The 21,211-nt window shown below is 73.6% G+C and carries 18 protein-coding genes and 1 pseudogene; 14 read left to right on the top strand and 5 right to left on the bottom strand.

Translation table 11 applies throughout. From position 1 onward, the window contains the following. Nucleotides 1-24 precede the first annotated feature (24 nt). Both QFZ71_RS03770 and QFZ71_RS03765 read left to right on the top strand, forming a co-directional pair. A complete protein-coding gene (locus QFZ71_RS03770; protein ID WP_307666820.1) occupies nt 25-573 on the top strand; it encodes a TetR/AcrR family transcriptional regulator in 549 nt (182 codons plus the stop codon). After that, nucleotides 570-2,114, top strand: coding sequence for an MFS transporter (locus QFZ71_RS03765; protein ID WP_307666819.1), 1,545 nt, complete (start codon nt 570-572; stop codon nt 2,112-2,114). The genes QFZ71_RS03770 and QFZ71_RS03765 overlap by 4 nt, the downstream gene beginning before the upstream one ends. 75 nt (nt 2,115-2,189) lie before the next feature. Here the strand turns inward: QFZ71_RS03765 and QFZ71_RS03760 are convergent, their stop codons facing one another. Next, complete coding sequence (locus tag QFZ71_RS03760; RefSeq protein ID WP_030088450.1) at nt 2,190-2,861, bottom strand: 1-acyl-sn-glycerol-3-phosphate acyltransferase; 672 nt, start codon at nt 2,859-2,861, stop codon at nt 2,190-2,192. 263 nt (nt 2,862-3,124) lie between these two features. Between QFZ71_RS03760 and QFZ71_RS03755 the strand changes: the two genes are divergently transcribed. The 3 genes from QFZ71_RS03755 (at nt 3,125) to QFZ71_RS03745 (ending at nt 5,559) form a co-directional block, all read left to right on the top strand. Further along, entirely contained in the window at nt 3,125-4,282 is a 1,158-nt protein-coding gene (locus QFZ71_RS03755; protein ID WP_307666818.1) for a glycerophosphodiester phosphodiesterase, read from the top strand. A gap of 184 nt (nt 4,283-4,466) precedes the next feature. Further along, nucleotides 4,467-5,009, top strand: coding sequence for a sigma-70 family RNA polymerase sigma factor (locus tag QFZ71_RS03750; protein WP_307666817.1), 543 nt, complete (start codon nt 4,467-4,469; stop codon nt 5,007-5,009). A gap of 46 nt (nt 5,010-5,055) precedes the next feature. Then, nucleotides 5,056-5,559, top strand: coding sequence for a GNAT family N-acetyltransferase (locus tag QFZ71_RS03745; protein WP_307666816.1), 504 nt, complete (start codon nt 5,056-5,058; stop codon nt 5,557-5,559). A 139-nt stretch (nt 5,560-5,698) separates the two neighbouring features. Here QFZ71_RS03745 and QFZ71_RS03740 read toward each other — a convergent pair whose 3' ends face one another. Further along, entirely contained in the window at nt 5,699-6,142 is a 444-nt protein-coding gene (locus QFZ71_RS03740; RefSeq protein ID WP_307666815.1) for a hypothetical protein, read from the bottom strand. A gap of 1 nt (nt 6,143) precedes the next feature. Continuing rightward, entirely contained in the window at nt 6,144-6,503 is a 360-nt protein-coding gene (locus QFZ71_RS03735; protein ID WP_307666814.1) for a hypothetical protein, read from the bottom strand. 620 nt (nt 6,504-7,123) lie between these two features. On the opposite strand from QFZ71_RS03735, the gene QFZ71_RS03730 reads away from it, so the two are divergent. The 5 genes from QFZ71_RS03730 (at nt 7,124) to cbiE (ending at nt 11,995) form a co-directional block, all read left to right on the top strand. Next, nucleotides 7,124-8,212, top strand: a complete 1,089-nt coding sequence (locus QFZ71_RS03730) for a methionine ABC transporter ATP-binding protein (protein WP_307666813.1) — start codon at nt 7,124-7,126, stop codon at nt 8,210-8,212. Further along, the gene (locus QFZ71_RS03725) at nt 8,209-8,880 is read left to right on the top strand and encodes a methionine ABC transporter permease (RefSeq protein WP_307666812.1); all 672 of its coding nucleotides are present in this window, start codon (nt 8,209-8,211) and stop codon (nt 8,878-8,880) included. The genes QFZ71_RS03730 and QFZ71_RS03725 overlap by 4 nt, the downstream gene beginning before the upstream one ends. Nucleotides 8,881-8,959: 79 nt before the next feature. Next, on the top strand, nt 8,960-9,826 hold the full coding sequence (locus QFZ71_RS03720) for a MetQ/NlpA family ABC transporter substrate-binding protein (protein ID WP_307666811.1): 867 nt from the start codon (nt 8,960-8,962) through the stop codon (nt 9,824-9,826). 139 nt (nt 9,827-9,965) lie between these two features. Continuing rightward, on the top strand, nt 9,966-10,613 hold the full coding sequence (locus tag QFZ71_RS03715) for a GNAT family N-acetyltransferase (RefSeq protein ID WP_373465074.1): 648 nt from the start codon (nt 9,966-9,968) through the stop codon (nt 10,611-10,613). A gap of 143 nt (nt 10,614-10,756) precedes the next feature. Continuing rightward, a complete protein-coding gene (gene cbiE, locus QFZ71_RS03710; RefSeq protein ID WP_307666809.1) occupies nt 10,757-11,995 on the top strand; it encodes a precorrin-6y C5,15-methyltransferase (decarboxylating) subunit CbiE in 1,239 nt (412 codons plus the stop codon). Nucleotides 11,996-13,285: 1,290 nt separating this feature from the next. On the opposite strand, the gene QFZ71_RS30410 is transcribed toward cbiE, so the two are convergent. Continuing rightward, nucleotides 13,286-13,675 (bottom strand): hypothetical protein, encoded by a 390-nt coding sequence (locus tag QFZ71_RS30410; protein ID WP_373465223.1) that lies wholly within the window; start codon nt 13,673-13,675, stop codon nt 13,286-13,288. On the opposite strand from QFZ71_RS30410, the pseudogene cobT reads away from it, so the two are divergent. The 3 genes and pseudogenes from cobT to QFZ71_RS03695 all read left to right on the top strand — a co-directional run bounded on the left by cobT (nt 13,583) and on the right by QFZ71_RS03695 (nt 18,762). After that, nucleotides 13,583-16,181 (top strand): annotated as a pseudogene (gene cobT, locus QFZ71_RS03705) (nicotinate-nucleotide--dimethylbenzimidazole phosphoribosyltransferase). The gene QFZ71_RS30410 and the pseudogene cobT overlap by 93 nt on opposite strands. Before the next feature lie 342 nt (nt 16,182-16,523). After that, entirely contained in the window at nt 16,524-17,879 is a 1,356-nt protein-coding gene (gene cobA, locus QFZ71_RS03700; RefSeq protein WP_307666808.1) for a uroporphyrinogen-III C-methyltransferase, read from the top strand. Between the two features lie 64 nt (nt 17,880-17,943). After that, on the top strand, nt 17,944-18,762 hold the full coding sequence (locus QFZ71_RS03695) for an RNA methyltransferase (protein ID WP_307666807.1): 819 nt from the start codon (nt 17,944-17,946) through the stop codon (nt 18,760-18,762). Nucleotides 18,763-18,806: 44 nt separating this feature from the next. Here QFZ71_RS03695 and QFZ71_RS03690 read toward each other — a convergent pair whose 3' ends face one another. After that, on the bottom strand, nt 18,807-20,255 hold the full coding sequence (locus tag QFZ71_RS03690) for a protein kinase (protein ID WP_307666805.1): 1,449 nt from the start codon (nt 20,253-20,255) through the stop codon (nt 18,807-18,809). 712 nt (nt 20,256-20,967) lie between these two features. Here QFZ71_RS03690 and QFZ71_RS03685 point away from each other — a divergent pair. Beyond that, entirely contained in the window at nt 20,968-21,174 is a 207-nt protein-coding gene (locus QFZ71_RS03685; RefSeq protein WP_307666803.1) for a hypothetical protein, read from the top strand. Nucleotides 21,175-21,211 lie beyond the last annotated feature (37 nt).

Below are 21,211 nucleotides of genomic sequence, written 5' to 3'. Positions count from 1 at the left end.
TCTCATGTGGGCTATGGTCGTCTCATGACGCTTGACCGTGAGCAGGTGCTGCGCAGCGCCGCCGCCCTGCTGTCCCGCAAATCGACCGCGACCATGGACGAGGTCGCCAGGGCGGCGGGTATCGGGCGGGCCACCCTCCACCGGCACTTCGCCGGGCGCGACGCCCTCGTGAAGGCGCTGGAGAACCTCGGCCTCCAGGAGTTCGAGGCGGCCCTGGACGCCGCCCGGCTCGACGAGGGCGCCTCCGAGGAGGGGCTGCGCCGCCTCATCGCGGCCGTCGAGCCCAGTGCCGGGCTGATGTCCTTCCTCGTCACCGAGAACCAGCTCTTCGAGGGCGAGGTCGACGAGGGCTGGAACCGGGCCGACGCCCGTGTCGCCGCCTTCTTCCGCCGCGGCCAGGAGCGCGGCGAATTCCGTATCGACCTCACCCCCGCCTGGCTGACCGAGGCCCTCTACGGACTCATCGGCACCGCCGCCTGGTCCGTCCAGACGGGCCGGGTCGCCGCACAGGACTTCCAACACATGATCGTCGAGTTGCTGCTCGGCGGAGCACGCCGGAGCGTGGAACGATGACCAGTACCGAGAAGAACGCGCACGCCCCGGACGCGGTGCACCGTCCGGGGCGGTGGATCGCCCTCGCGGTCCTCGTCCTCGCCGTGCTGCTGGTGGCCGTGGACGCGACCGTCCTCGGTCTCGCCACCCCGTTCCTCAGCGAGGACCTGGAGCCCACCGGGACCCAGCTGCTCTGGATCGGCGACGTCTACTCCTTCGTCATCGCCGGGCTGCTCGTCTCGATGGGCAGCCTCGGCGACCGCATCGGGCGCAAGAAGCTGCTGCTGGTCGGCGCCGTCGCGTTCGGCGCGGTCTCCGTGCTCAACGCGTACGCCACCTCGCCCGAGATGATGATCGTGGCGCGGGCGCTGCTCGGTGTCGCCGGCGCCACGCTGATGCCGTCGACCCTCGCCCTGATCCGCAATCTCTTCCACGACCCGCGCGAGCGCAGCCTCGCCATCGGGATCTGGGGGGCGATGGCCTCGGCGGGCGCGGCCGTCGGCCCGGTCGTCGGCGGATTCCTGCTCGAACACTTCTGGTGGGGCTCGGTCTTCCTCATCAACCTGCCCGTGATGGCCGTCCTCGTCGTCGTCGGCGTCAAGCTGATCCCCGAGTCGAAGAACCCGGCCCCCGGTCCGTGGGACATGGTCAGCGTCGGGCTCTCCCTGGTCGGCATGTTCGGCGTCGTGTACGCCATCAAGGAGACGGCCTCGCACGGAGCGAGCTGGGACTCGATCACGGCCGCGGCCGTCGGCCTGGGCGCGCTGGTCTGGTTCGTCCGCAGGCAACTGCGGCTGCCCGCGCCCCTGCTGGACATGCGGCTCTTCCACCACCGGGGCTTCTCCGGCGCGGTCCTCGCCGATCTGCTGACCATCCTCGGCCTGTCGGGCCTGGTCTTCTTCCTCTCCCAGTTCCTGCAACTGGTGCAGGGCCGCGGGCCGCTGGAGGCCGGGCTCGCCGAACTGCCCGCCGCCATCGGGGCGGTGACGGCCGGTCTGCTGGCCGGGTTCGCCGCCCGCCGCTTCTCGGTCCGCTCCGTCGTCACCGGCGGCCTCGCCGCCGTCGGGCTGGCCCTCGGCAGCGTGACCCTGCTGGACCAGCACACCGACTACCCTCTGCTCGGCGCGATGCTGCTGGTCGTCGGCCTCGGTGCGGGTTTCGCCTTCACCGTCACCGCCGACGTGATCCTCTCCAGCGTGCCGAAGGAGCAGGCGGGTTCCGCCTCCGCCGTCTCCGAGACCGCGTACGAACTGGGCGCGGCCCTCGGTATCGCCCTCCTCGGCTCCATCGTCACCGGCGTCTACCGGGGCTTCCCGACCCCGTCCGGCGTCCCCGCCGACGTGGAATCGGCCGCCCACGAGTCCCTCGGCGGGGCGGTCGAGGCGGCCGGGGCGCTGCCCGCCGCCGAGGCGGGGCCGCTGATCTCGGCCGCCCAGGAGGCCTTTGTCGAAGGGCTGCGGTCCGCCGCGGGCGTCGGTGCCGCGGTGCTGCTGGCGGCGGCCGTCGCCGCGTGGTTCCTGCTGCGGGGCCAGAAGCTGGAGGACTCCGTCGAGCATCCGTGAGCCGTGCACGGGGAAGGGCCCGCACCCCGGTCGACCGGGGTGCGGGCCCTTCCCGCGTCGTCGCGTACCGCGCGGTCAGGCAGCCTTCGCCTTCGTCGCGTACATGTCCACGTACTCCTGTCCGGAGAGCCGCATCACCTCGGCCATCACCGAGTCCGTCACCGCCCGCAGCACGTAGCGGTCGCGGTCCATGCCCTCGTAGCGCGAGAACTCCATCGGCTCGCCGAAGCGCACCGTGACCTTGCCCGGCCGGGGCAGGCCCGCGCCGCCCGGCTGCAGCTTGTCGGTCCCGATCATCGCGAACGGGACCACCGGCGCACCCGTCATCAGCGTCAGCCGCGCGATGCCCGTACGGCCCCGGTAGAGCCGGCCGTCGGGGGAGCGGGTGCCCTCCGGGTAGATCGCGAACGCCTGGCCCTCCTCCAGCACCCGGCGGCCCGTCATCAGCGCCGCGACGCCGCCCCGGCCGCCGTCCCGGTCCACCGGGATCATGCCGCAGCCGGTGAAGAACCAGGCCATCAGCCGGCCCTTGAGCCCCTTGCCCGTCACGTACTCGTCCTTGCCGATGTAGAACACCGGCCGGTCGCAGCAGATCGGCATGATCATCGAGTCGATGAAGGTGAGGTGGTTGCCCGCGAGGATCACCGGCCCGGTCCCGGGAATGTTCTCGGCGCCCTCCACCTGTGGGCGGAACATCAGGCGCAGAATCGGTCCGAGCACTGCCTTGATGACCGTGAGACGGGACAACGGTTCCTCCGGTGTCGTGGCCGGGCCTGTCACGCCGGAACGGGTCCAGCGGGCGGTGGCCGGTGCCGACGGATGTGGGTCGGTGCAGGTGAGGACGATACTCGCGGGTACGGGCTGATCGCACATCGGGTTCACGAAGCGGATACGCGGTGTTGACATGTGTTTCCGCCATGTTGGCCGAAGGTCTGCCCTCCCGTACGTCTCCCAGCCTACGATCGGGCCTCGCTCGAACGGTCACGGACATCACCAAGCGAGGAGCATTCATGACGGAGCGTGCGCGGACGACCCCCGGCCGGCGGACCCTTCTGGGCGCCGCCGTCCTCGGTACCGCAGCCCTGGGCCTGCCCGCAGCCGCTCAGGCGGCCGAGCGGGGGCGCGGCCACGGCGGCGGCCACGGCTCGCTGCGCGATCTGCCCGTACCCACGGTGATCGGCCACCGCGGCGCCAGCGGCTACCGCCCCGAGCACACCCTCGGCTCCTACCAGCTCGCCCTCGACATGGGCGCGCACATCGTCGAGCAGGACCTCGTGCCCACGAAGGACGGCCACCTCGTCTGCCGGCACGAGAACGACATCACCGCCACCACCGACGTCGCCGACCACCCCGAGTTCGCCGCCCGCAGGACCACCAAGAGCATCGACGGCGCCTCGCTCACCGGCTGGTTCACCGAGGACTTCACCCTCGCCGAACTGAAGACGCTGCGGGCCAAGGAGCGCATTCCGGGCAGCCGCCCGGACAACACCCTCTACGACGGCCGCTGGACGATCCCCACCTTCGAGGAGGTCCTGCGCTGGGCGGAGAAGGAGGGCCGCAAGCGCGGCAAGCCGGTCTGGCTGTACGTGGAGACCAAGCACCCCACCTACTTCCGGGAGCTCGGCCTCGGCCTGGAGGAGCCCCTCGCCCGGCTGCTGCGCCGCCACGGCCGGGACCGCAGGAACTCCCCGCTGATCCTCCAGTCGTTCGAGCCCACCTCGGTCCAGCGCCTCGCGCGGCTCGTCGACACCCCGCGCATCGTGCTGCTGTCCGGCCCGAAGACGCGCCCCTGGGACTTCGTCCGGTCCGGCGACCCGCGCACCGTGGCCGACCTGGTGAAGCCCGCCGGGCTGACGTGGATGGCCTCCTTCGCCCAGGGCATCGGCCCGACCCTCGACCTGATCGTCCCGAAGGACGCCTCGGGGCGGCTCACCACCCCGACCACCCTGGTACGGGACGCGCACGCCGAGGGCCTGCTGCTGCACCCGTACACCCTGCGCAACGAGAACAGCTTCCTGCCCGCCGACTTCCGGCGCGGTACCGACCCCAACGCCTACGGGGACGTGTTCGGGGCCTACGCCGCCTACTTCGCCACCGGCATCGACGGGATCTTCGCCGACCAGCCCGACACGGCCCTGCTGGCGGCGGCGGACCACGCCGGACGCTGACCCGGCACGAGACGCACGACGGTACGAGGGCGGGCCCGGCGGTTCTCCGTACGCCGGTCCGCCCGGTACACCGCTCCGAGCCCTCGGCCGGACGGACCGTCAGCGGTCCGCCCCGGTATGCCCCGGTCGGGTGGTACGCCCCCTCCGGGGCAACCGCCGGCCGTCCCGGCACGTCCGCCGGGGCATGACGCTTCTCGACCACGAACCCGGTCCGGCCCCCTCCACCGCCCTCGTCGTCCGCGCCTTACAACCCCTGGTGCGCGCGGAGGCGAGGGCCGAGGCCCCCGCCGCCGGGGTCGATCCCGCCGACCTCGAACAGACCGTCTGGGTACGGCTGCTGGAGCGCCCGGCCGCCGGACCGCCCGCCGACGCCGCCCGCTGGGTGCGTGACACCGTACGGGCGGAGGCCCGCCGCGGACGCCGTACGGCCCTGCGCGAACGCCCGTACGCCGGAACGGAACCCGCCGCCGGACCGGCCGACTGCCCGGAACGCGCCGCGCTCGGGGCCGCCGAGCGCCGGGCGCTCCGCGCCGCCCTGGCCCGGCTGCCCGGCCGCTGCCCACGGGTGCTGGAGGCGCTGCTCGCCCCCGGCGACCCGACCTACCGGGAAATCGCAGGGGAGTTGGGTATGTCACAGGGCAGTTTGGGTCCGATCCGTTCCCGTTGCCTTGGATGTCTGCGCAGAATGCTGGCTGCGGAGGTTGCCACTCCATCCGTGCGGGGATAGGGAGTGTTGGGCAACCGGCGGACAGGTGAGCGGGAGGCGTGCACACATGGGCATGAGCGTGACCATCTCGGCGGCGACGGCACAGGACGTCGAGCAGATCTTCAGACTGCAGTACCTCTGCTTCCAGCGCGAAGCCGAGCTGTACGACAACTACCGGATCGACCCGCTCGTCCAGAGCCTCGCCTCCCTGCACGCCGAAGTCACCGACGACCTGGTGTTCGTGGCCAGGCTCGGGGACGAAGTCGTCGGCTCGGTCCGGGGGTTCACCGACCCCGACGGCGCGGGACGGATCGGCAAGCTCTGCGTGCACCCCCGCCTCCAGGGCCACGGCCTCGGCTCCCGGCTGCTGCTCGCCGCCGAGTCGGCGCTGGCGGCCGAGCGGGCGGCGACCCGGTTCCGGCTGCACAGCGGGCACCGCAGCGAGACCAATCTGCGCCTCTACCGGCGGGCCGGTTACGCCCGCGTCGGGGCCGTCACCGGAGCCGACGGCGTCCAGCTGATCCTGCTGGAGAAGGACGCCGCCGACCGGGACTTCGTGGCCAGCGCCTGACCGTGCGCCGCGCGCGGCGGGGCCGGCAGGGCTTCGTGGGGGCGTGTCGTCGGACGACGGCCGTCCGACGGCGTTCCCCGGAGTCTTCCGTTCGGATCATGCCGGACCCGCGGGCCCGGCATGATCCGAACGAGAGGTCCTAGACCGCGACCGTCTTCGCGCGGCGAAGCCAGATCATCCCGGTGACCGGCAGGATCACGGGGATGAAGAGGTAACCCATCCCGAAGTCCGACCACACCGTCGAGTCCGGGAACGCGGCCGGCTCGGCCAGCGTCCACGCGCCGACGACCAGCACGCCCAGCAGCTCGGCCGCACAGCACACCAGCGCCGCCCGGCGGGCCTTCTCCCCACCGCGCACCAGCGAGTACGTGATGAAGCCGTACACCACGGCCGCGACGGCCGAGAGCGTGTAGGGCAGCGGAGCACGGTCGAAGCCGCGGGCCATCTCGACGATCGAGCGCGAGGCCGCCGCGACCGTGAAGACCCCGTAGAACCAGACCAGGACCCGGCCGGGCCCGGTGCCCAGCTCGAACCCCCGGTTCCTCGGGGTCGCGTCCGCCACGGGGCGCTCGGTGTCGCTCACGTCAGTTTCCCCAGATGTCATAGAGCCGGACCTCCAGAACCGCCAGCACGACCGCGCCCGCCGCCACCGTGACCGAGCCCCAGCGGGTCCGCTCGGCCAGCGACAGGAAGCCGGCCGCCGGCACGGCGGCGAACGAACCGATCAGATAGGCGATGAACACCGCCATCCCCTGCTCCGGCCGCTCCCCGCGCGCCAGCTGCACGATGCCCACCACCAGCTGGGCCAGCGCCAGCACGGTGACGACCGCCATCCCGATGAAATGCCAGTCCTTCGTCGGCTGGTCCCGGTAGGCGGCGTGTCCGCACCAGGCGGCGAGGGTGAGCGCGGCCACGGTGACCGCGACCGTCAGGGCGTCAAGCATGCAGTGAGGGTATTACGGACGGAACGCCCGTCCGCGTGCGGCCCCGACGAGGCGGCCGGGGCCCGCGCCCCGGCGGGGAGGCGGCCGCGAGGAGGGTGGTCTTGGCCACAACCGGCGGGACGGATTCCGCTCCCCGCCCCCCGGCGCCTCTGCGGCCCGCTCTCCGGCCGCACCCGGCAACCCGCGCTGTCGTCGCAGGTCACGGGCGTACGCGAGGGCTGCGGCGGGGGAAGCGGAGGGAGGGCTTCCAGGCGTCCGGCGCTGTCCGCTATGCGGACAGCCGGGGTCGCGGGGACCTCACGTCTGTTTTACTTGGCCCATGACCACGACGAGCAGCCGCACCCTTGCGACCGAGGCGATCAGCACGCCCGGTGCTCGTTGTATGTGTCGAATGCGCGCCTTCTGAGGGCCCCCGCCTGAGCCTCGCGCCCCGAAGCGAGACCGAGCCTGCGCCGTCCGCGCCCCGCGGACCGAGCGTGCCCGCGCATGTGCCGTCCCGGCCGACCGCCGCGTTCAGCCATGCCGAGACCCCCGGCCGACCAGCCCGAACAGTCTCTTCAGACGAATGCCCCGTGCCCGGCGGACACCGCGCCGCGCACTCGACAGTGACGGAAACCCCTGTGATCACCACGACGGGCCTCACGAAGGTCTACCAGTCGCGCGACCGTGAGGTCACCGCACTCGACGGCGTCGACCTCCATGTCCGCGAAGGCGAGGTGTACGGCGTCATCGGACAGAGCGGCGCCGGAAAGTCCTCCCTCATCCGCTGCGTCAACCTCCTGGAACGCCCCACCTCCGGCACCGTGACGGTGGCCGGCCAGGACCTCACCGCGCTCGCCGGCCGCGGCCGGCGGGCGGGCGCCGAGCTGCGCCGGGCGCGCACCCGCATCGGCATGGTCTTCCAGCACTTCAACCTGCTGGACTCCCGGACCGTCCTGGACAACGTGGAGCTGCCGTTGGAGATCCTCGGCGTCTCCGGCCGGGCGCGCACCCGCAAGGCCGGGGAACTGCTCGACCTGGTCGGCCTCGCCGACAAGGCGAAGTCCTACCCCGGCCAGCTCTCCGGCGGCCAGAAGCAGCGCGTCGGCATAGCCCGCGCCCTCGCGGGCGACCCCCGGGTGCTGCTCTCCGACGAGGCGACCTCCGCCCTCGACCCCGAGACCACCCGCTCCATCCTCCAGCTGCTGCGCGACCTCAATCAGCAGCTCGGCCTGACCGTCCTCCTCATCACCCACGAGATGGACGTCGTCAAGACCGTCTGCGACTCCGCGGCGCTCATGCGGCGCGGCCGGATCGTCGAATCCGGGACCGTCGGCGAACTCCTCGCCACCCCCGGCTCCGAACTGGCCCACGAGCTGTTCCCGGTCGGCGGCACCGCCTCCGGCCCGGACCGCACGGTCGTCGACGTCACCTTCCACGGCGAATCGGCCTCGCAGCCGGTCATCTCCCAGCTCTCCCGTACGTACAACATCGACATCTCGATCCTCGGCGCCGCCATGGACACCGTCGGCGGCAAGCAGATCGGCCGCATGCGCATCGAGCTGCCCGGCCGCTTCGAGGAGAACGTCGTGCCCATCGGGTTCCTGCGCGAGCAGGGCCTCCAGGCCGAGGTCGTCGACGGCGAGTCCGCCCCGGACACCCCCGCGGGGACCATCACCGCCGTACCGGAGCAGTCGCCCGCCCCGCTCGCCAAGGAGGACGTCAAGTGACCTGGTCCGAAATGCAGCCCCTGCTGACCCAGGGCACCGTCGACACCCTCTACATGGTGCTCTGGTCCGCACTGGTCACCGTCGTCGGCGGACTGCCGCTCGGCGTCCTGCTGGTCCTCACCGACAAGGGCGGACTGCTCCGGAACACCGTGGTGAACAAGGTCATCGGCACCATCGTGAACATCGGCCGCTCGCTGCCGTTCATCATCCTGCTGATCGCCCTGATCCCCTTCACCACCTGGATCGTCGGCACCTTCATCGGCCCCACCGCGATGATCGTGCCGCTCGCCGTCGGCGCCATCCCGTTCTTCGCCCGGCTCGTCGAGACGGCGGTCCGCGAGGTCGACCACGGACTCGTCGAAGCGGTCCAGTCGATGGGCGGCTCCATCCCCACGATCGTCCGCAAGGTGCTCCTCCCGCAGGCCCTGCCCTCACTCGTCTCGGGCGTCACCACGACCCTCATCGTCCTCATCGGCTACTCCGCGATGGCCGGCGCGGTCGGCGGCGAAGGGCTCGGCTCCAAGGCCGTGACCTACGGATTCCAGCGCTTCGACAACCAGTTCATGCTGATCACCGTCGCGCTGCTGATCGTCATCGTCACCGTGGTCCAGCTCATCGGCGACCTCGCCGTCCGGCTGCTGACCCGTCGCGGCCGCACCGCCTCCTGAGGCGGCCCCCAGACTTTCCGTCCCCACCGAGCCCGAACTCCTTGTCCGGGCGCACCACCACAAGAAAGAGGCACTCTTCGTGCGCAAGAACATCAAGATCACCGCAGTCGCCGCTTCCGCCGCCGCGCTCTCCCTGGGCCTCAGCGCCTGCGGTACGGCCTCCGACCCCGCCTCCAAGGGCGCGACGGGCGCGAAGACCGACACCTCCAAGGCCCTGGTCGTCGCCGCGTCCCCGACGCCGCACGCCGACATCCTGGAGTTCGTCAAGAAGAACCTGGCGGCGAAGGAGGGCCTCAAGCTGGAGGTGAAGGAGTTCACGGACTACGTCCTGCCGAACACCGCCACCCAGAACGGCCAGGTCGACGCCAACTTCTTCCAGCACAAGCCCTACCTGGACGACTTCAACGCCAAGCAGAAGACCACCATCGTGCCGGTGGTCGATGTGCACCTGGAGCCGCTGGGCCTCTACTCCAGGACGGTCAAGAGCCTCAAGGACATCAAGGCCGGCCAGACCATAGCCGTCCCCAACGACACCACCAACGGCGGCCGCGCCCTCCAGCTGCTCGCCGAGAACGGCCTGATCACCCTCAAGGACGGCGTCGGCACCAGCGCGAAGCTGAGCGACATCACCGACAAGAAGGGCCTGGAGTTCAAGGAGCTGGAGGCCGCCACCGTGCCCCGCGCCCTGAACGACGTGGACGCCGCCGTCATCAACGGCAACTACGCGATCCAGGCCAAGCTCTCCCCGGCGAAGGACTCCCTCGCCCTCGAGAAGGCCGAAGGCAACCCGTACGCCAACTTCCTGGCGGTCAAGGACGGCAACGAGAAGGACCCGCGCGTCGAGAAGCTCGCGAAGCTCCTCAACTCCGACGAGGTCAAGCAGTACATCGAGGACACCTACAAGGGCTCGATCGTCCCGGCCTTCGGCGCCCCCGCCAAGTCCTGACCCCCGCACGGCACTTGCCCCGGAGCCCCGCACCCGCCACCCGGTGGGGGCGGGGCTCCGTCCTGCGCCCCCGCCCATGCGCACCACCCCCCGATGCTGCATGCTGTGCTTTTAACCGGTCTTCGGCATGGAGCTGCGCATGACTACCACCTTTCCGTCCATCTCCATCAGCACGGACAGGTTGGTGATGCGCCCCTTCGAGACGGCCGACATCCCCGCGTACATCGAGATGATGAACGACGAGGCGGTCGTGGCCTGGATGGACGGACCGAACCCGTACACCCGCGTCGACGCCGAACGCTGGGTCCGCAGGATCGCTCCCGCGGAGCGCACCGGAGGCCACGGCATCGCCCTCGCCGTCACCGAGTTCCTCACCCAGCGGCTCGTCGGCAGCGTCCGCCTCCTCAACACCGACTGGCGCACCCGCTCCACCGAGGTCCGCTACATCACCGCCCCCTGGGCCCGTGGCGAGGGATACGCCACCGAATCCGTGCTCGCCATAGCCGAATGGCTCTTCCGGGACCAGGGCTTCGAACGTATCGAGCTGCGCACCCCCGCCGACAACACCGACTCCCAGCAGGTCGCCCAGAAGATCGGCTGCATCAGCGAGGGCGTCCTGCGCAACGCCCGCATCGCCCGTACCCGGACCGAGAACGGCACCGACGGCGGCTGGACCGACATCCGCACCGACCTGATCGTCTGGGGACTCCTGCCCGAGGACCTCGAAGGGGTCGCCGAACAGCTCGCCGACGCCGGCGACTACGGCACGTACAACGACTGGAAGTAGCGCCACCGTCCCCACGCCCGGCCGCCCGCGGCGCCGAGGTACGGACCAGGTACTCTCACCCCTGCCCCGCGTGCGACGAGCCCCGCCGACGTACGACGGGCACCCGCTCCACACCCGCCGACACCCCCAGGAGACAGACGACGATGGCCGACCGGGTCACGGTGATCGGCTGGGACGGCTCGCCACTGACCAGAGCGGCCACGGCCGCGCTCTCGGCCGCCACCCTCGTCGCGGGCGCCGCCCACCACCTCGCCCTGCCGGAAGTGCCCCCGAACGCCGAACGCATCCGCCTCGGCAGCGTCGACCTCGCCGCCCGCCGGATCGCCGGACACCGCGGCAGCGCCGTCGTCCTCGCCGACGGCGACCCCGGCTTCTTCGGCGTCGTCCGCACCCTGCGCGCCCGTGAACACGGCCTGGAGGTCGAGGTCGTCCCCGCGGTCTCCGCCGTGGCCACCGCCTTCGCCCGGGCGGGCATGCCCTGGGACGACGCCCAGGTCGTGGTCGCCCACCCCCGCACCCTGCGCCGCGCGGTCAACGTCTGCCGCGCCCACCACAAGGTCGCCGTCCTCACCTCGCCGGGCGCCGGACCCGCCGAACTGGCCCTCCTCCTCGACGGAATCCACCGCACCTTCGTCATCTGCGAGGAACTCGGCACCGCACGCGAGCGGGTCACCGTCCTGACCTCCGACAAGGCGGCCGACCACGCCTGGCGCGACCCCAACGTCGTCATCGTCATCGGCAGCGGCCCCGAGACCACCGCCGCGGGCGCCTGGATCGCCGGCCGCCAACCCGCCTACCCGCAGGGCATACGGGGCTGGGCCCTGCCCGCCGACGCCTACCGGGCCGCCGGCGCCGAACGCATGCAGGAGTCCGGCGAGGGCGAGTTCCCCGGTCTGCGCGCCGCTCAGCTCGCCCGCCTCGGCCCGCGCACCGGCGACCTGGTCTGGGACATCGGCTCCGGCAGTGGCGCTTTCGCCGTCGAGGCGGCCCGCTTCGGCGCCGCCGTCCTGGCCGTGGACGACGACCCGGCCGCCTGCGCCCGCACCGAGGCCGCCGCCCGCGCCTTCGGCGTCCCCGTCCAGATCGTCCGCGGCCGCGCCCCGCACATCCTGGAACGACTGCCCGAACCGGACGTCGTGCGGATCGGCGGCGGGGGAGCGCCGGTGGCCAGGGCCGTCCTGGACCGCCGCCCCGAACGCATCGTCACGCACGCCTCCAACCGGGACGAGGCCGAGGCGCTCGGCGCCGCCCTCACCGGCAACGGCTACACCGTCGAGTGCTCGCTGCTCCAGTCCGTCGACCTGGACACCGAGGTGTGGACCGAGCGGGAGAGGTCCGTCGTGTTCCTGCTCTCCGCCTGCCGTTCCGACCTCGCCCCCTGACCCGTTCGGCCCGGTACGCGAGGTAGGCTGGCGGATTGTTGTACCGCGCCCGGCTGTTCGTCGATTCGTTCGTCAATGTCCGGAAAAGTGGACTGTTTTGGTCCGCACTGTGGTACGGCACCATCCGGGGGACGCGCAACGTGGCGCAGTCCACAGTGAGCCGTGGCAGAACTGCCTGTCGCGGCGGCGAACGGCCGCGAGAATAGGAAGCCGCGCGGGCGTTTCGTGCCGCGCGGCGAGCCCGCTCGTTCTTGATGACGAGCACCGGCATGCCGTGGTTCGGCGTCCCGGACGAAGGGCCGAAGGAGCACTGACGATGGGCGAGGGGTACGCATGACCGACACCGGCCAGGTCCCGGCCGAGGGACTGCCGGAGAACGCAGGCATGGTGGAGCAGCCGGGCGTCCCCGCCCCGGACGCGTACACCTTCCTCGACCCCTCCGAGCACACCCCCGAGGACGACGACCTTCTGCTGATGCCCACTTCCCAGGGTGCCTGGAGCGACCCGCAGGCCGCCCCGGCCCCCGCGCAGACGCAGCCCGCGCAGCCCACCCCCGAGCACGGCCGGCAGCGGACGCCCGCGCAGCAGGGCCAGGCGCCCCCGCCCCCCGTCGAGCCGCACGGCACCCACGAGTCCGGCGGCCGCGACTCCGGCCACGTGGACCTCAACGGCGTACGCATCCCGGCGCCCGCGCCCGCACCGGTCGGCACCCATGTCGCCGCCGCTCCCGCCCGCCGGCCCCTGCACCGGGGTCCGGCCGCCACCGAGGCTCCGACGTACGGAGGCGGTACGCAGGGCGGTGTCGTCCGCTCGCTGGCCGACCGTGGCCCGGCCGGAGCGACCCGCACCGCCGCCCCGGCCCGTCACGCGGGCGCGCCGACGAGCGGCGGTCCGGAGCACCCCGCCGCCCTGACCGAGGACCCCTCGACCCTGCCCGGCCCGCAGCTGGGCGAGATCCCGCCGCAGGCCGGCGCCCCGTGGGGGGCGCCGCAGCCGGAAGCGGTGCCCGCGTCCCCGCAGCCGGTCGCGGAGCCGGAGCAGCCCGCCGCCGAGCCGGTGGCCGCCGTGCAGACCGTGGCCGAGCCCGCCGCCGAAGAGGCGCCGCAGCCGGAGCAGGGCGTCGAGGCCGAGCAGCCCGTGGCCGAGCCCGCGGCGGCGGCCCCGGTGGCCGCCGAGGCCGAGCAGCCGGTCCAGGCGGCCGAGGAAGCACCGGCCGCACCGGAGGTTCAGGCCGCACGCGAGGTACCCGAGGTACCGGAGGCACAGGCCGTACCGGAGGCGCAGGAGGCTTCACCGGCTCGTCCGGCGGAGCCGGTGGCCGGGCACGTCGCGGCGGCTGCGGTGGCTCCGGCCGAACAGCCGGAACCGGCGGTCGCGGACGAGCCGCAGCCGCACTCCCCGGACCCCGTCGGCGAGGGCTCGCCCGAGCCTGCCCCGCAGACCGCTCCGGCGGACCCCGAGCCCGCCCCGCAGGCCGTTCCTGCGGACCCCGAGCCCGCGCCGCAGGCCGTTCCGGCAGAAACGGTCGTCCCGGACCCGGCCGCCGCGCAGATGCCTCCCGCCGGGCCGGTCCTCCTGCCGGAAGCCGTGGCGGCTCAGCCGGAGACCCCGGCGGAAGCGCCTGTTCCGACTCCGGCCGACGAGACGCCCGCCGCCCCGGAGCCGCTGCAGGCGGAGCACGCCGTCGCGCCCCCGCAGCCCGCACCCGAGGCCGTTCCGGTGGACGCGGCTGCCGCACAGCCCGAGGCGCAGGTCCCGGTGGCCGGCGAACCGGCAGCGGTGGAGCCCGTACGGGTGCCGCCGGCAGCGGCGGAGCCCGTACCGGCCGAGCCCGAGGTTCTGGTGCGGCCCGACCAGGAGCAGCCCGCGGATACGGTCGCCGGTGTGGCCCCCGAGCCGACGGCGGAGATCGTGGAGCCGGCCGCCGAGCCGGCCCCGGACACGGTGGCGGCCGAGAGCCCGGAGGCCGTCGTGGCTCCGGAGACCGCTGTGGCGGAGCCGTTGGCAGCGCAGCCCGCCCCTGAGACCGCGCAGCCCGAGCCCGCCGCCGGGACCGGGACCGCGCAGCCCGAGCCCGCCGCCGAGCCTGTGGCGGACGGTGCGCCGGGAGGGGACGCGCCGGAGCCCAGCGGCTCAGCAACTCCCCGTGCCGGAGCGGGAGGCCGCACCGGCCCCTGCCTCCGAGTCCGTGGAGGCGGTGCGGGCGGCCGTGCCCGACGACGAGGACGCCACCGGCCCCGAGATCATCGAGACGCCGGAGCTTCCGGAACCGCTGGGGACCACCCGGCAGACGCAGGCCGCCGACCCGTCGGCGCCGGCCGCCGACCAGCAGGCCGGGGCCGAGGCCCCGCAGACGGTCGAGGTCCCGCAGCGGCCCGAGGCGGCGGAGCACCCGGCGGCCGAGCCCGAGCCCGAGGCCGCCCCGGCGCCCGAGGAGTCCGCCGAACCGGCCACCCCGCCCGCCCCCGGCTACGACGACGCCGAACGCGAAGCCGTGCTGCGGGTCATGCGCGAGCGCCGGGACATCCGCAACGGCTTCCGCAGCGACCCCATTCCGCACGAGGTGCTGCTGCGGGTGCTGGAGGCGGCCCACACCGCGCCGAGCGTCGGCCACTCGCAGCCGTGGGACTTCGTGGTCATCCGCTCGGCGGAGACCCGTCGCTCCATGCACGAACTGGCCCAGAGGCAGCGCGACGCCTATGCCAAGTCGCTGCCCAAGGGCCGGGCGAAGCAGTTCAAGGAACTGAAGATCGAGGCGATCCTCGACACCCCGGTCAACATCGTCGTGACCGCCGACCCGACCCGCGGCGGCCGCCACACCCTCGGCCGGCACACCCAACCGCAGATGGCGCCCTACTCCTCGGCCCTCGCCGTCGAGAACCTGTGGCTCGCCGCCCGCGCCGAGGGCCTCGGCGTCGGCTGGGTCAGCTTCTTCGACGAGCGGGAGATGGTCCGCGCGCTGGGCCTGCCCGAGCACCTCGAAGTGGTGGCCTACCTCTGCGTGGGGTACGTCGACGAGTTCCCCGAGGAGCCCGAGCTGATGCAGGCGGGCTGGTCCAAGCGCCGTCCGCTGTCCTGGGTCGTCCACGAGGAGACGTACGGCCGTCGCGCGCTGCCCGGCGCCGAGCCGCACGACCTGCTCCAGGAGACGATCGCCGCGATCCGGCCGCTGGACGCCAAGGCGCTCGGGGAGGCGTGGGAGCGCCAGAAACGGATGACGAAGCCCGCCGGGGCACTCGGCATGCTGGAGATCATCTCCGCGCAGCTCTCCGGGCTCTCGCGGGCATGCCCGCCGCCGATCCCGGAGCCCGCGGCCGTGGCGATCTTCGCCGGGGACCACGGGGTGCACGCCCAGGGGGTCACCGCGTGGCCGCAGGAGGTCACCGCGCAGATGGTGGCGAACTTCCTCGGCGGCGGAGCCGTCTGCAACGCCTTCGCGGCCCAGGTCGGCGCGGAGGTCTGCGTCGTGGACGTCGGCGTGGCGGCGGAGCTGCCCGCGACCGCCGGTCTGCTGCCCCGCAAGGTGCGGCCCGGCACGGCGGACTTCACGACGGGCCCCGCGCTCAGCCGGGAAGACGTGCTCGCCGCGATCGAGGTCGGCATCGAGACCGCCCGCGACCTCGTGGCCGCGGGCAACAAGGCCCTGCTGACCGGTGAGATGGGCATCGCCAACACCACCGCGTCGGCCGCGCTGATCTGCGTGTACACCGGGGCCGACGCCTCCGAGGTGACCGGCCGGGGGACCGGCATCAACGACGAGATGCACGCCCGCAAGGTCGATGTCGTCCGCCGCGCCCTCGACCTGCACCAGCCGGACCCGGCCGACCCGATCGGCGTGCTCGCCGCGGTCGGCGGCCTGGAGCACGCGGCGATGGCCGGCTTCCTCCTCGGCGGGGCCTCCCTGCGTACGCCGGTGATCCTGGACGGAGTGAGCGCGGGTGCGGCGGCCCTGGTCGCCCGCGCCATCGCCCCCGAGGCGCTGGCCGCCTGCATCGCCGGGCACCGCAGCGCCGAGCCCGGCCATGTCGCCGCGCTCAACAAGCTGGGTCTGCGCCCGCTGGTCGACCTCGACCTGCGCCTGGGCGAGGGCACCGGGGCGCTGCTGGCGCTTCCGATCGTGCAGAGCGCGGCCCGCGCGATGCACGAGGTGGCGACGTTCGACTCCGCGGGCGTGACGGAGAAGTAGCACCGTCCGCCGCCCCGCGGCCCCGCCCCGACCGGCCACTCCGGTGCCGGAGGTGCGGGGCCCGGGGCGGAGCCCTCCCCGCTCGGACGGACGGGGAGGGCGAGAAGGGCGTCGCCAGGGGACGGGTCCACCGCAGACGCCGCCGGACCGCCCGCCCCGCGCCGGGACGCACGCTGCCCTCCCGTCGCCGGGCCCACGCAACTCGACCGGGCCCGCGCCCGATCCCCGCCCATCCCCACCCCGTATCGTGTTCCCCACCCGGAACCCCCGCTTTCCGCACGTCACAGCCGCTCCACCGCCGCAGCGGCCTACGCAGCACCCGCACGAGGAGCCCGTACCGCCATGGCCGAGCACGCAGACCACGCAGGTCACGCCGAGAGCGCAGGTCGAGCCGACCGCACCGACCAGGCCGATCACCCCGCGTACCCCGTAGGACTGCGCCTGCACGGCCGCCGCGTGGTCGTCGTCGGCGGCGGCCAGGTCGCCCAGCGCAGGCTGCCGCAGCTCATCGCCACCGGTGCCGTCATCACGCTCGTCTCCCCGTCCGCGACGCCCTCCGTCGAGGCCATGGCGGACGCCGGGGAGATCCGCTGGGAGCGCCGCCGCTACCGGGACGGCGACCTCGCCGACACCTGGTACGCCCTGGTCGCATCCTCCGACACCGCCGCCAACGACGCCGCGTCCGCCGAGGCCGAGCGGACCCGCACCTGGTGCGTCCGGGCCGACGACGCCGAGGCCGCCACCGCCTGGACGCCCGCGACCGGCCGGAGCGAGAACATCACCGTGGCCGTCCTCAACACCACCCCCCGCGGCCGCGATCCCCGGCACTCCGCCGCCATCCGCGACGCCATCGTCGAGGGCCTGCGCGACGGCACCCTCGCCGCCCCGCACCATCGCACCCGCGCCCCCGGCGTGGCCCTGGTCGGCGGCGGCCCCGGCGACCCGGACCTGATCACCGTGCGCGGCCGCCGCCTCCTCGCCGAGGCCGACGTCGTCATCGCCGACCGCCTCGGCCCCCGCGACCTGCTGGACGAACTCCCGCCGCACGTCGAGGTGATCGACGCCGCGAAGATCCCGTACGGCCGGTTCATGGCCCAGGAGGCGATCAACCAGGCGCTGATCGAGCACGCCAAGGCGGGCAAGTCCGTGGTCCGGCTCAAGGGGGGCGACCCGTTCGTCTTCGGCCGGGGCATGGAGGAGGCCCAGGCGCTGGCCGCCGAGGGCATCCCCTGCACGGTCGTCCCCGGCATCTCCAGCACCATCTCCGTCCCCGGCGCCGCGGGCATCCCCGTCACCCACCGGGGCGTGGCCCACGAGTTCACGGTGGTCAGCGGTCATGTGGCCCCCGAGGACCCCCGCTCGCTGGTCGACTGGGCGGCCATCGCCCGGCTGCGCGGCACGCTCGTCCTGCTGATGGCCGTGGACAAGATCGGCGCCATCGCCGCCGCCCTGATCACCCACGGCAAGGACCCGGCCACCCCGGTCGCCCTCGTCCAGGAGGGCACCACGGCCGCCCAGCGCCGGGTCGACGCGACGCTCGCGGACGTCGGCGAGCGCGCGGCCGCCGAGGACGTGCGCCCGCCCGCCGTGATCGTGATCGGCGAGGTCGTGGCGGTCGGCCCGGACTCCGTCCTGCGGACCGTGCGGGAGCCGGCCGAACAGCCCGGTCCCGTCACGGGGCCTGCCCCGGCCCCGTGACCAGCGGTCGCGTATCTCCCGCCAGGCGTTGGCACCCCACACACCGGACAAGGCAGTATCACCTGTGGCAGACCTCATCACCATCGACGACCCCGACGACCCCCGGCTCAGCGACTACATCGGCCTGACCGACGTCGAGCTGCGGCGGCGGCGCGAACCCGCCGAGGGCCTGTTCATCGCCGAGGGCGAGAAGGTGATCCGCCGAGCCCGGCAGTCCGGGTACGCGATGCGGTCCATGCTGCTCTCCGCCAAGTGGGTCGACGCCATGCGCGACGTCATCGAAGAGGTCCCGGCCCCGGTGTACGCCGTCGCCCCCGACCTGGCCGAACGCGTCACCGGCTACCACGTCCACCGTGGGGCGCTCGCCTCCATGCAGCGCAAGCCGCTGCCCGCCGCCGACGAGCTGCTCACCACCGCGCGCCGGGTGGCGGTCATGGAATCGGTGAACGACCACACCAACATCGGGGCCATCTTCCGCAGCGCCGCCGCCCTCGGCATGGACGCGGTCCTGCTCTCCCCGGACTGCGCGGATCCGCTCTACCGGCGCTCCGTCAAGGTCTCGATGGGCGCGGTCTTCTCCGTCCCGTACGCCCGGCTCGAAGCCTGGCCCACGTCGCTGGAGACGGTGCGGGAGGCCGGCTTCCGGCTGCTCGCCCTCACCCCGGACGCCGGGGCGACCAGCATCGACGATGCGGCGCCGCACCGGCTGGAGCGGGTGGCGCTGATGCTCGGCGCGGAGGGCGACGGGCTGTCCACGCGGGCGCTGACGGCCGCCGACGCCCGGGTCCGCATCCCGATGGCGCACGGCGTCGACTCGCTGAACGTGGGCGCGGCCGCCGCCGTCGCCTTCTACGCGGTGGCCACGGGCCGCCCGGAGAGCTGAGCGCCGACACCGGCACCGGCACCGGCCCGGTCAGGGCACCGGCGTCAGGACCGGGGAGCCGTCGCCCCCACAGGCCCCCCGCCGGAACGGGAAGCGACCCAGGACCCGGAAACCGGCGCGGAACCGCCCCGCACCTGAGACATCCCGTGCCGCACGGAAACGCCCGTCCGCGCCACCCCGTCCCGTACGGAATCGGCCCGCGCCTGACCGACCCCGCCGCCCGGCCGCTCGTTCCCGCCGAGCCCCTGGGCCGGACCCTGGCAGCCCTGGGCCGCCGCGATGCCCAGCGCCACCAGCAGCGTCACCACGACGAACACCACCAGCCGCTGACGCAGCAGCCGCGGGTTGGCCGGACGCCGTCCCGCCGAGGTCGTCCGGCTCCCGGAGCGGGTGTTCGGGCGGCCGTTCGTCCCGGCCGGGGCACCCGGCCGCTTCCCGGTCCTCCCGCCCGAACGCGTCGTGTCACGCGACGCCTGCTGCGGGCGGGAGCCACCGGTACGCGGCGGACCCGAACGCACGGGCGCCCCCCGCCGGCCCGGCTGGGGACGGGAGCCGGACGGGCCCTCGGAACGGCGGGTGTGCTGCTCGGCGTACGGATCGGCCATGCGCCCGGTCGGCCGCTCGGCCTCCTGCGCGGAACGCTGGACGGGCGGCCGGCTCTCGTGCAGCCCCTGCGCCTCCCGCGCCGCGATCTCCTTGAGCCGCATGGACAGTTGCAGCGTGCTGGGTCGCTCCTCCGGATCCTTCGCCAGACAGGCGCTGATCAGCGGGGCCAGCGCGTCGTGCACCCCGCGCAGCTGCGCCTCCTCGTGCACCACGCGGTACAGCATCACCTCGGAACTGCCGTGCCCGAAGGGGGAGTCGGCCATCGCCGCGTACGCCAGCGTCGCGCCGAGCGAGAAGACGTCCGTGGCGGGCGTCACGGCCGCGCCCCGGACCTGCTCGGGGGCGAGGAAGCCGGGCGATCCCACCGCCGTACCGACGTGGGTGAGCGTGCTCGCCCCGGTCGCCCAGGCGATACCGAAGTCGATGATGCGCGGGCCCTTGGGGGAGAGCAGGATGTTCGACGGCTTCAGGTCGCGGTGGACCACACCCGCCTCGTGCACCGCGACCAGCCCCTCGGAGAGCGCCGCCCCGATCGAGGCGACCTCGGCCGCGGACAGCGGGCCTTCCTCGGCGACCTTGTCGTGCAGCGAGGGGCCGGGTACGTACTGGGTGGCGAACCACGGGCGGTCCGCCTCCAGATCGGCGGCGACCAGCCGGGCCGTGCAGCCGCCGCGGATCCGCCGGGCGGCCGACACCTCGCGCGCGAACCGCGAACGGAACTCCTGATCCTCCGCCAGGTCGGGCCGGATCACCTTGAGCGCGACCCGCTGACCGCGACGGTCGGAGCCCAGGTAGACGACGCCCATGCCGCCCGCGCCGAGTCGCCGGTGCAGCCGGAACGAGCCGACGAGACGCGGGTCCTCGCGCCGGAGCCGCATCATCGCCATCGTCTGCCCATCCCCGCTGCACTGGTCCGCCTGACGAGGCACAGCTTACGTATCCCGCGCCCGGCGCGCTCAGAGGCCGCGCCCTCACCGGGGATTCGATTGTCCACGGCACGCGGGAGGGGCGAAGAGGGGGCAGGGCGGGGCGGATCGGCGGCCCTCGACCGGACGGACCGCTCAAGAAGCCACGGAGCAAAGGGGATTGGATGACCGGCGGAACGCCGGAACCCGGTGGCCGGCCTGGCCGTGACCACCGCCCCGGCATACGGGGCGGTGGGGTCCGGGCCGGTCCCCACCAGGGGGCGACCGGCCGCCGGGGGCCGGTCGACGTGAGTGAAGTCACCCGGCGGGCCCGCGCGCGAGCGGTCGAGACAGGCGAGCGCCCTCGCGCGAGCGGCGGACGCGTGCGGGTCCCCTCTCCGGGGAAGGCGCCCGGACCGCCCGGCGCCCGGCGTACGTCCCCACGTGACCCGGACACCTGTCGGGCGGCCCGAGGGCGTCCCCTCCGGGATGACCCCAACCTCCGGTGCTCCTTCTCCACCCAGGGGAGTACACCGGCCGGCGGCGGCTCATCCTCCGGGAGGCCCGGCAATCGGTACGCGGGCATGACGCCCTGTGCGCGCCGCTTACCTAGTGTTGAGGTCAAGCGGTGGGCGGGATACTCGTCCCCCGAGGTCACGCGCCCACCGCTCCCGATCGCGTCAGGAGAGGAACCATGGCGGACACGGCAACGCGGACGATGGTCCGTATGGGCGGACGCAAGGCGTACGCCGCGTTCGGCGCCCGCCCGTCCGGCACCCGTCACCCCTTGGTGGCGACGGCGATGGTCCTTCCCCTGGCGGCCCTGCTCGTGGTCGTCTTCGGCGGCTGGGAAGCGGTGGTCACACAGGCGTCGTCCGTGGCGGTGATGCTGGGGCGCTGAGCGGCGCCCGGGGTCCGGAAGAGCGGTCCGGGCCCAC

It is taken from the genome of Streptomyces sp. V2I9 (genome assembly GCF_030817475.1).
Taxonomy (GTDB): domain Bacteria; phylum Actinomycetota; class Actinomycetes; order Streptomycetales; family Streptomycetaceae; genus Streptomyces.
Note: the sequence above shows the minus strand (reverse complement) of the source record. Positions and strands in the feature narration are given on the sequence as shown.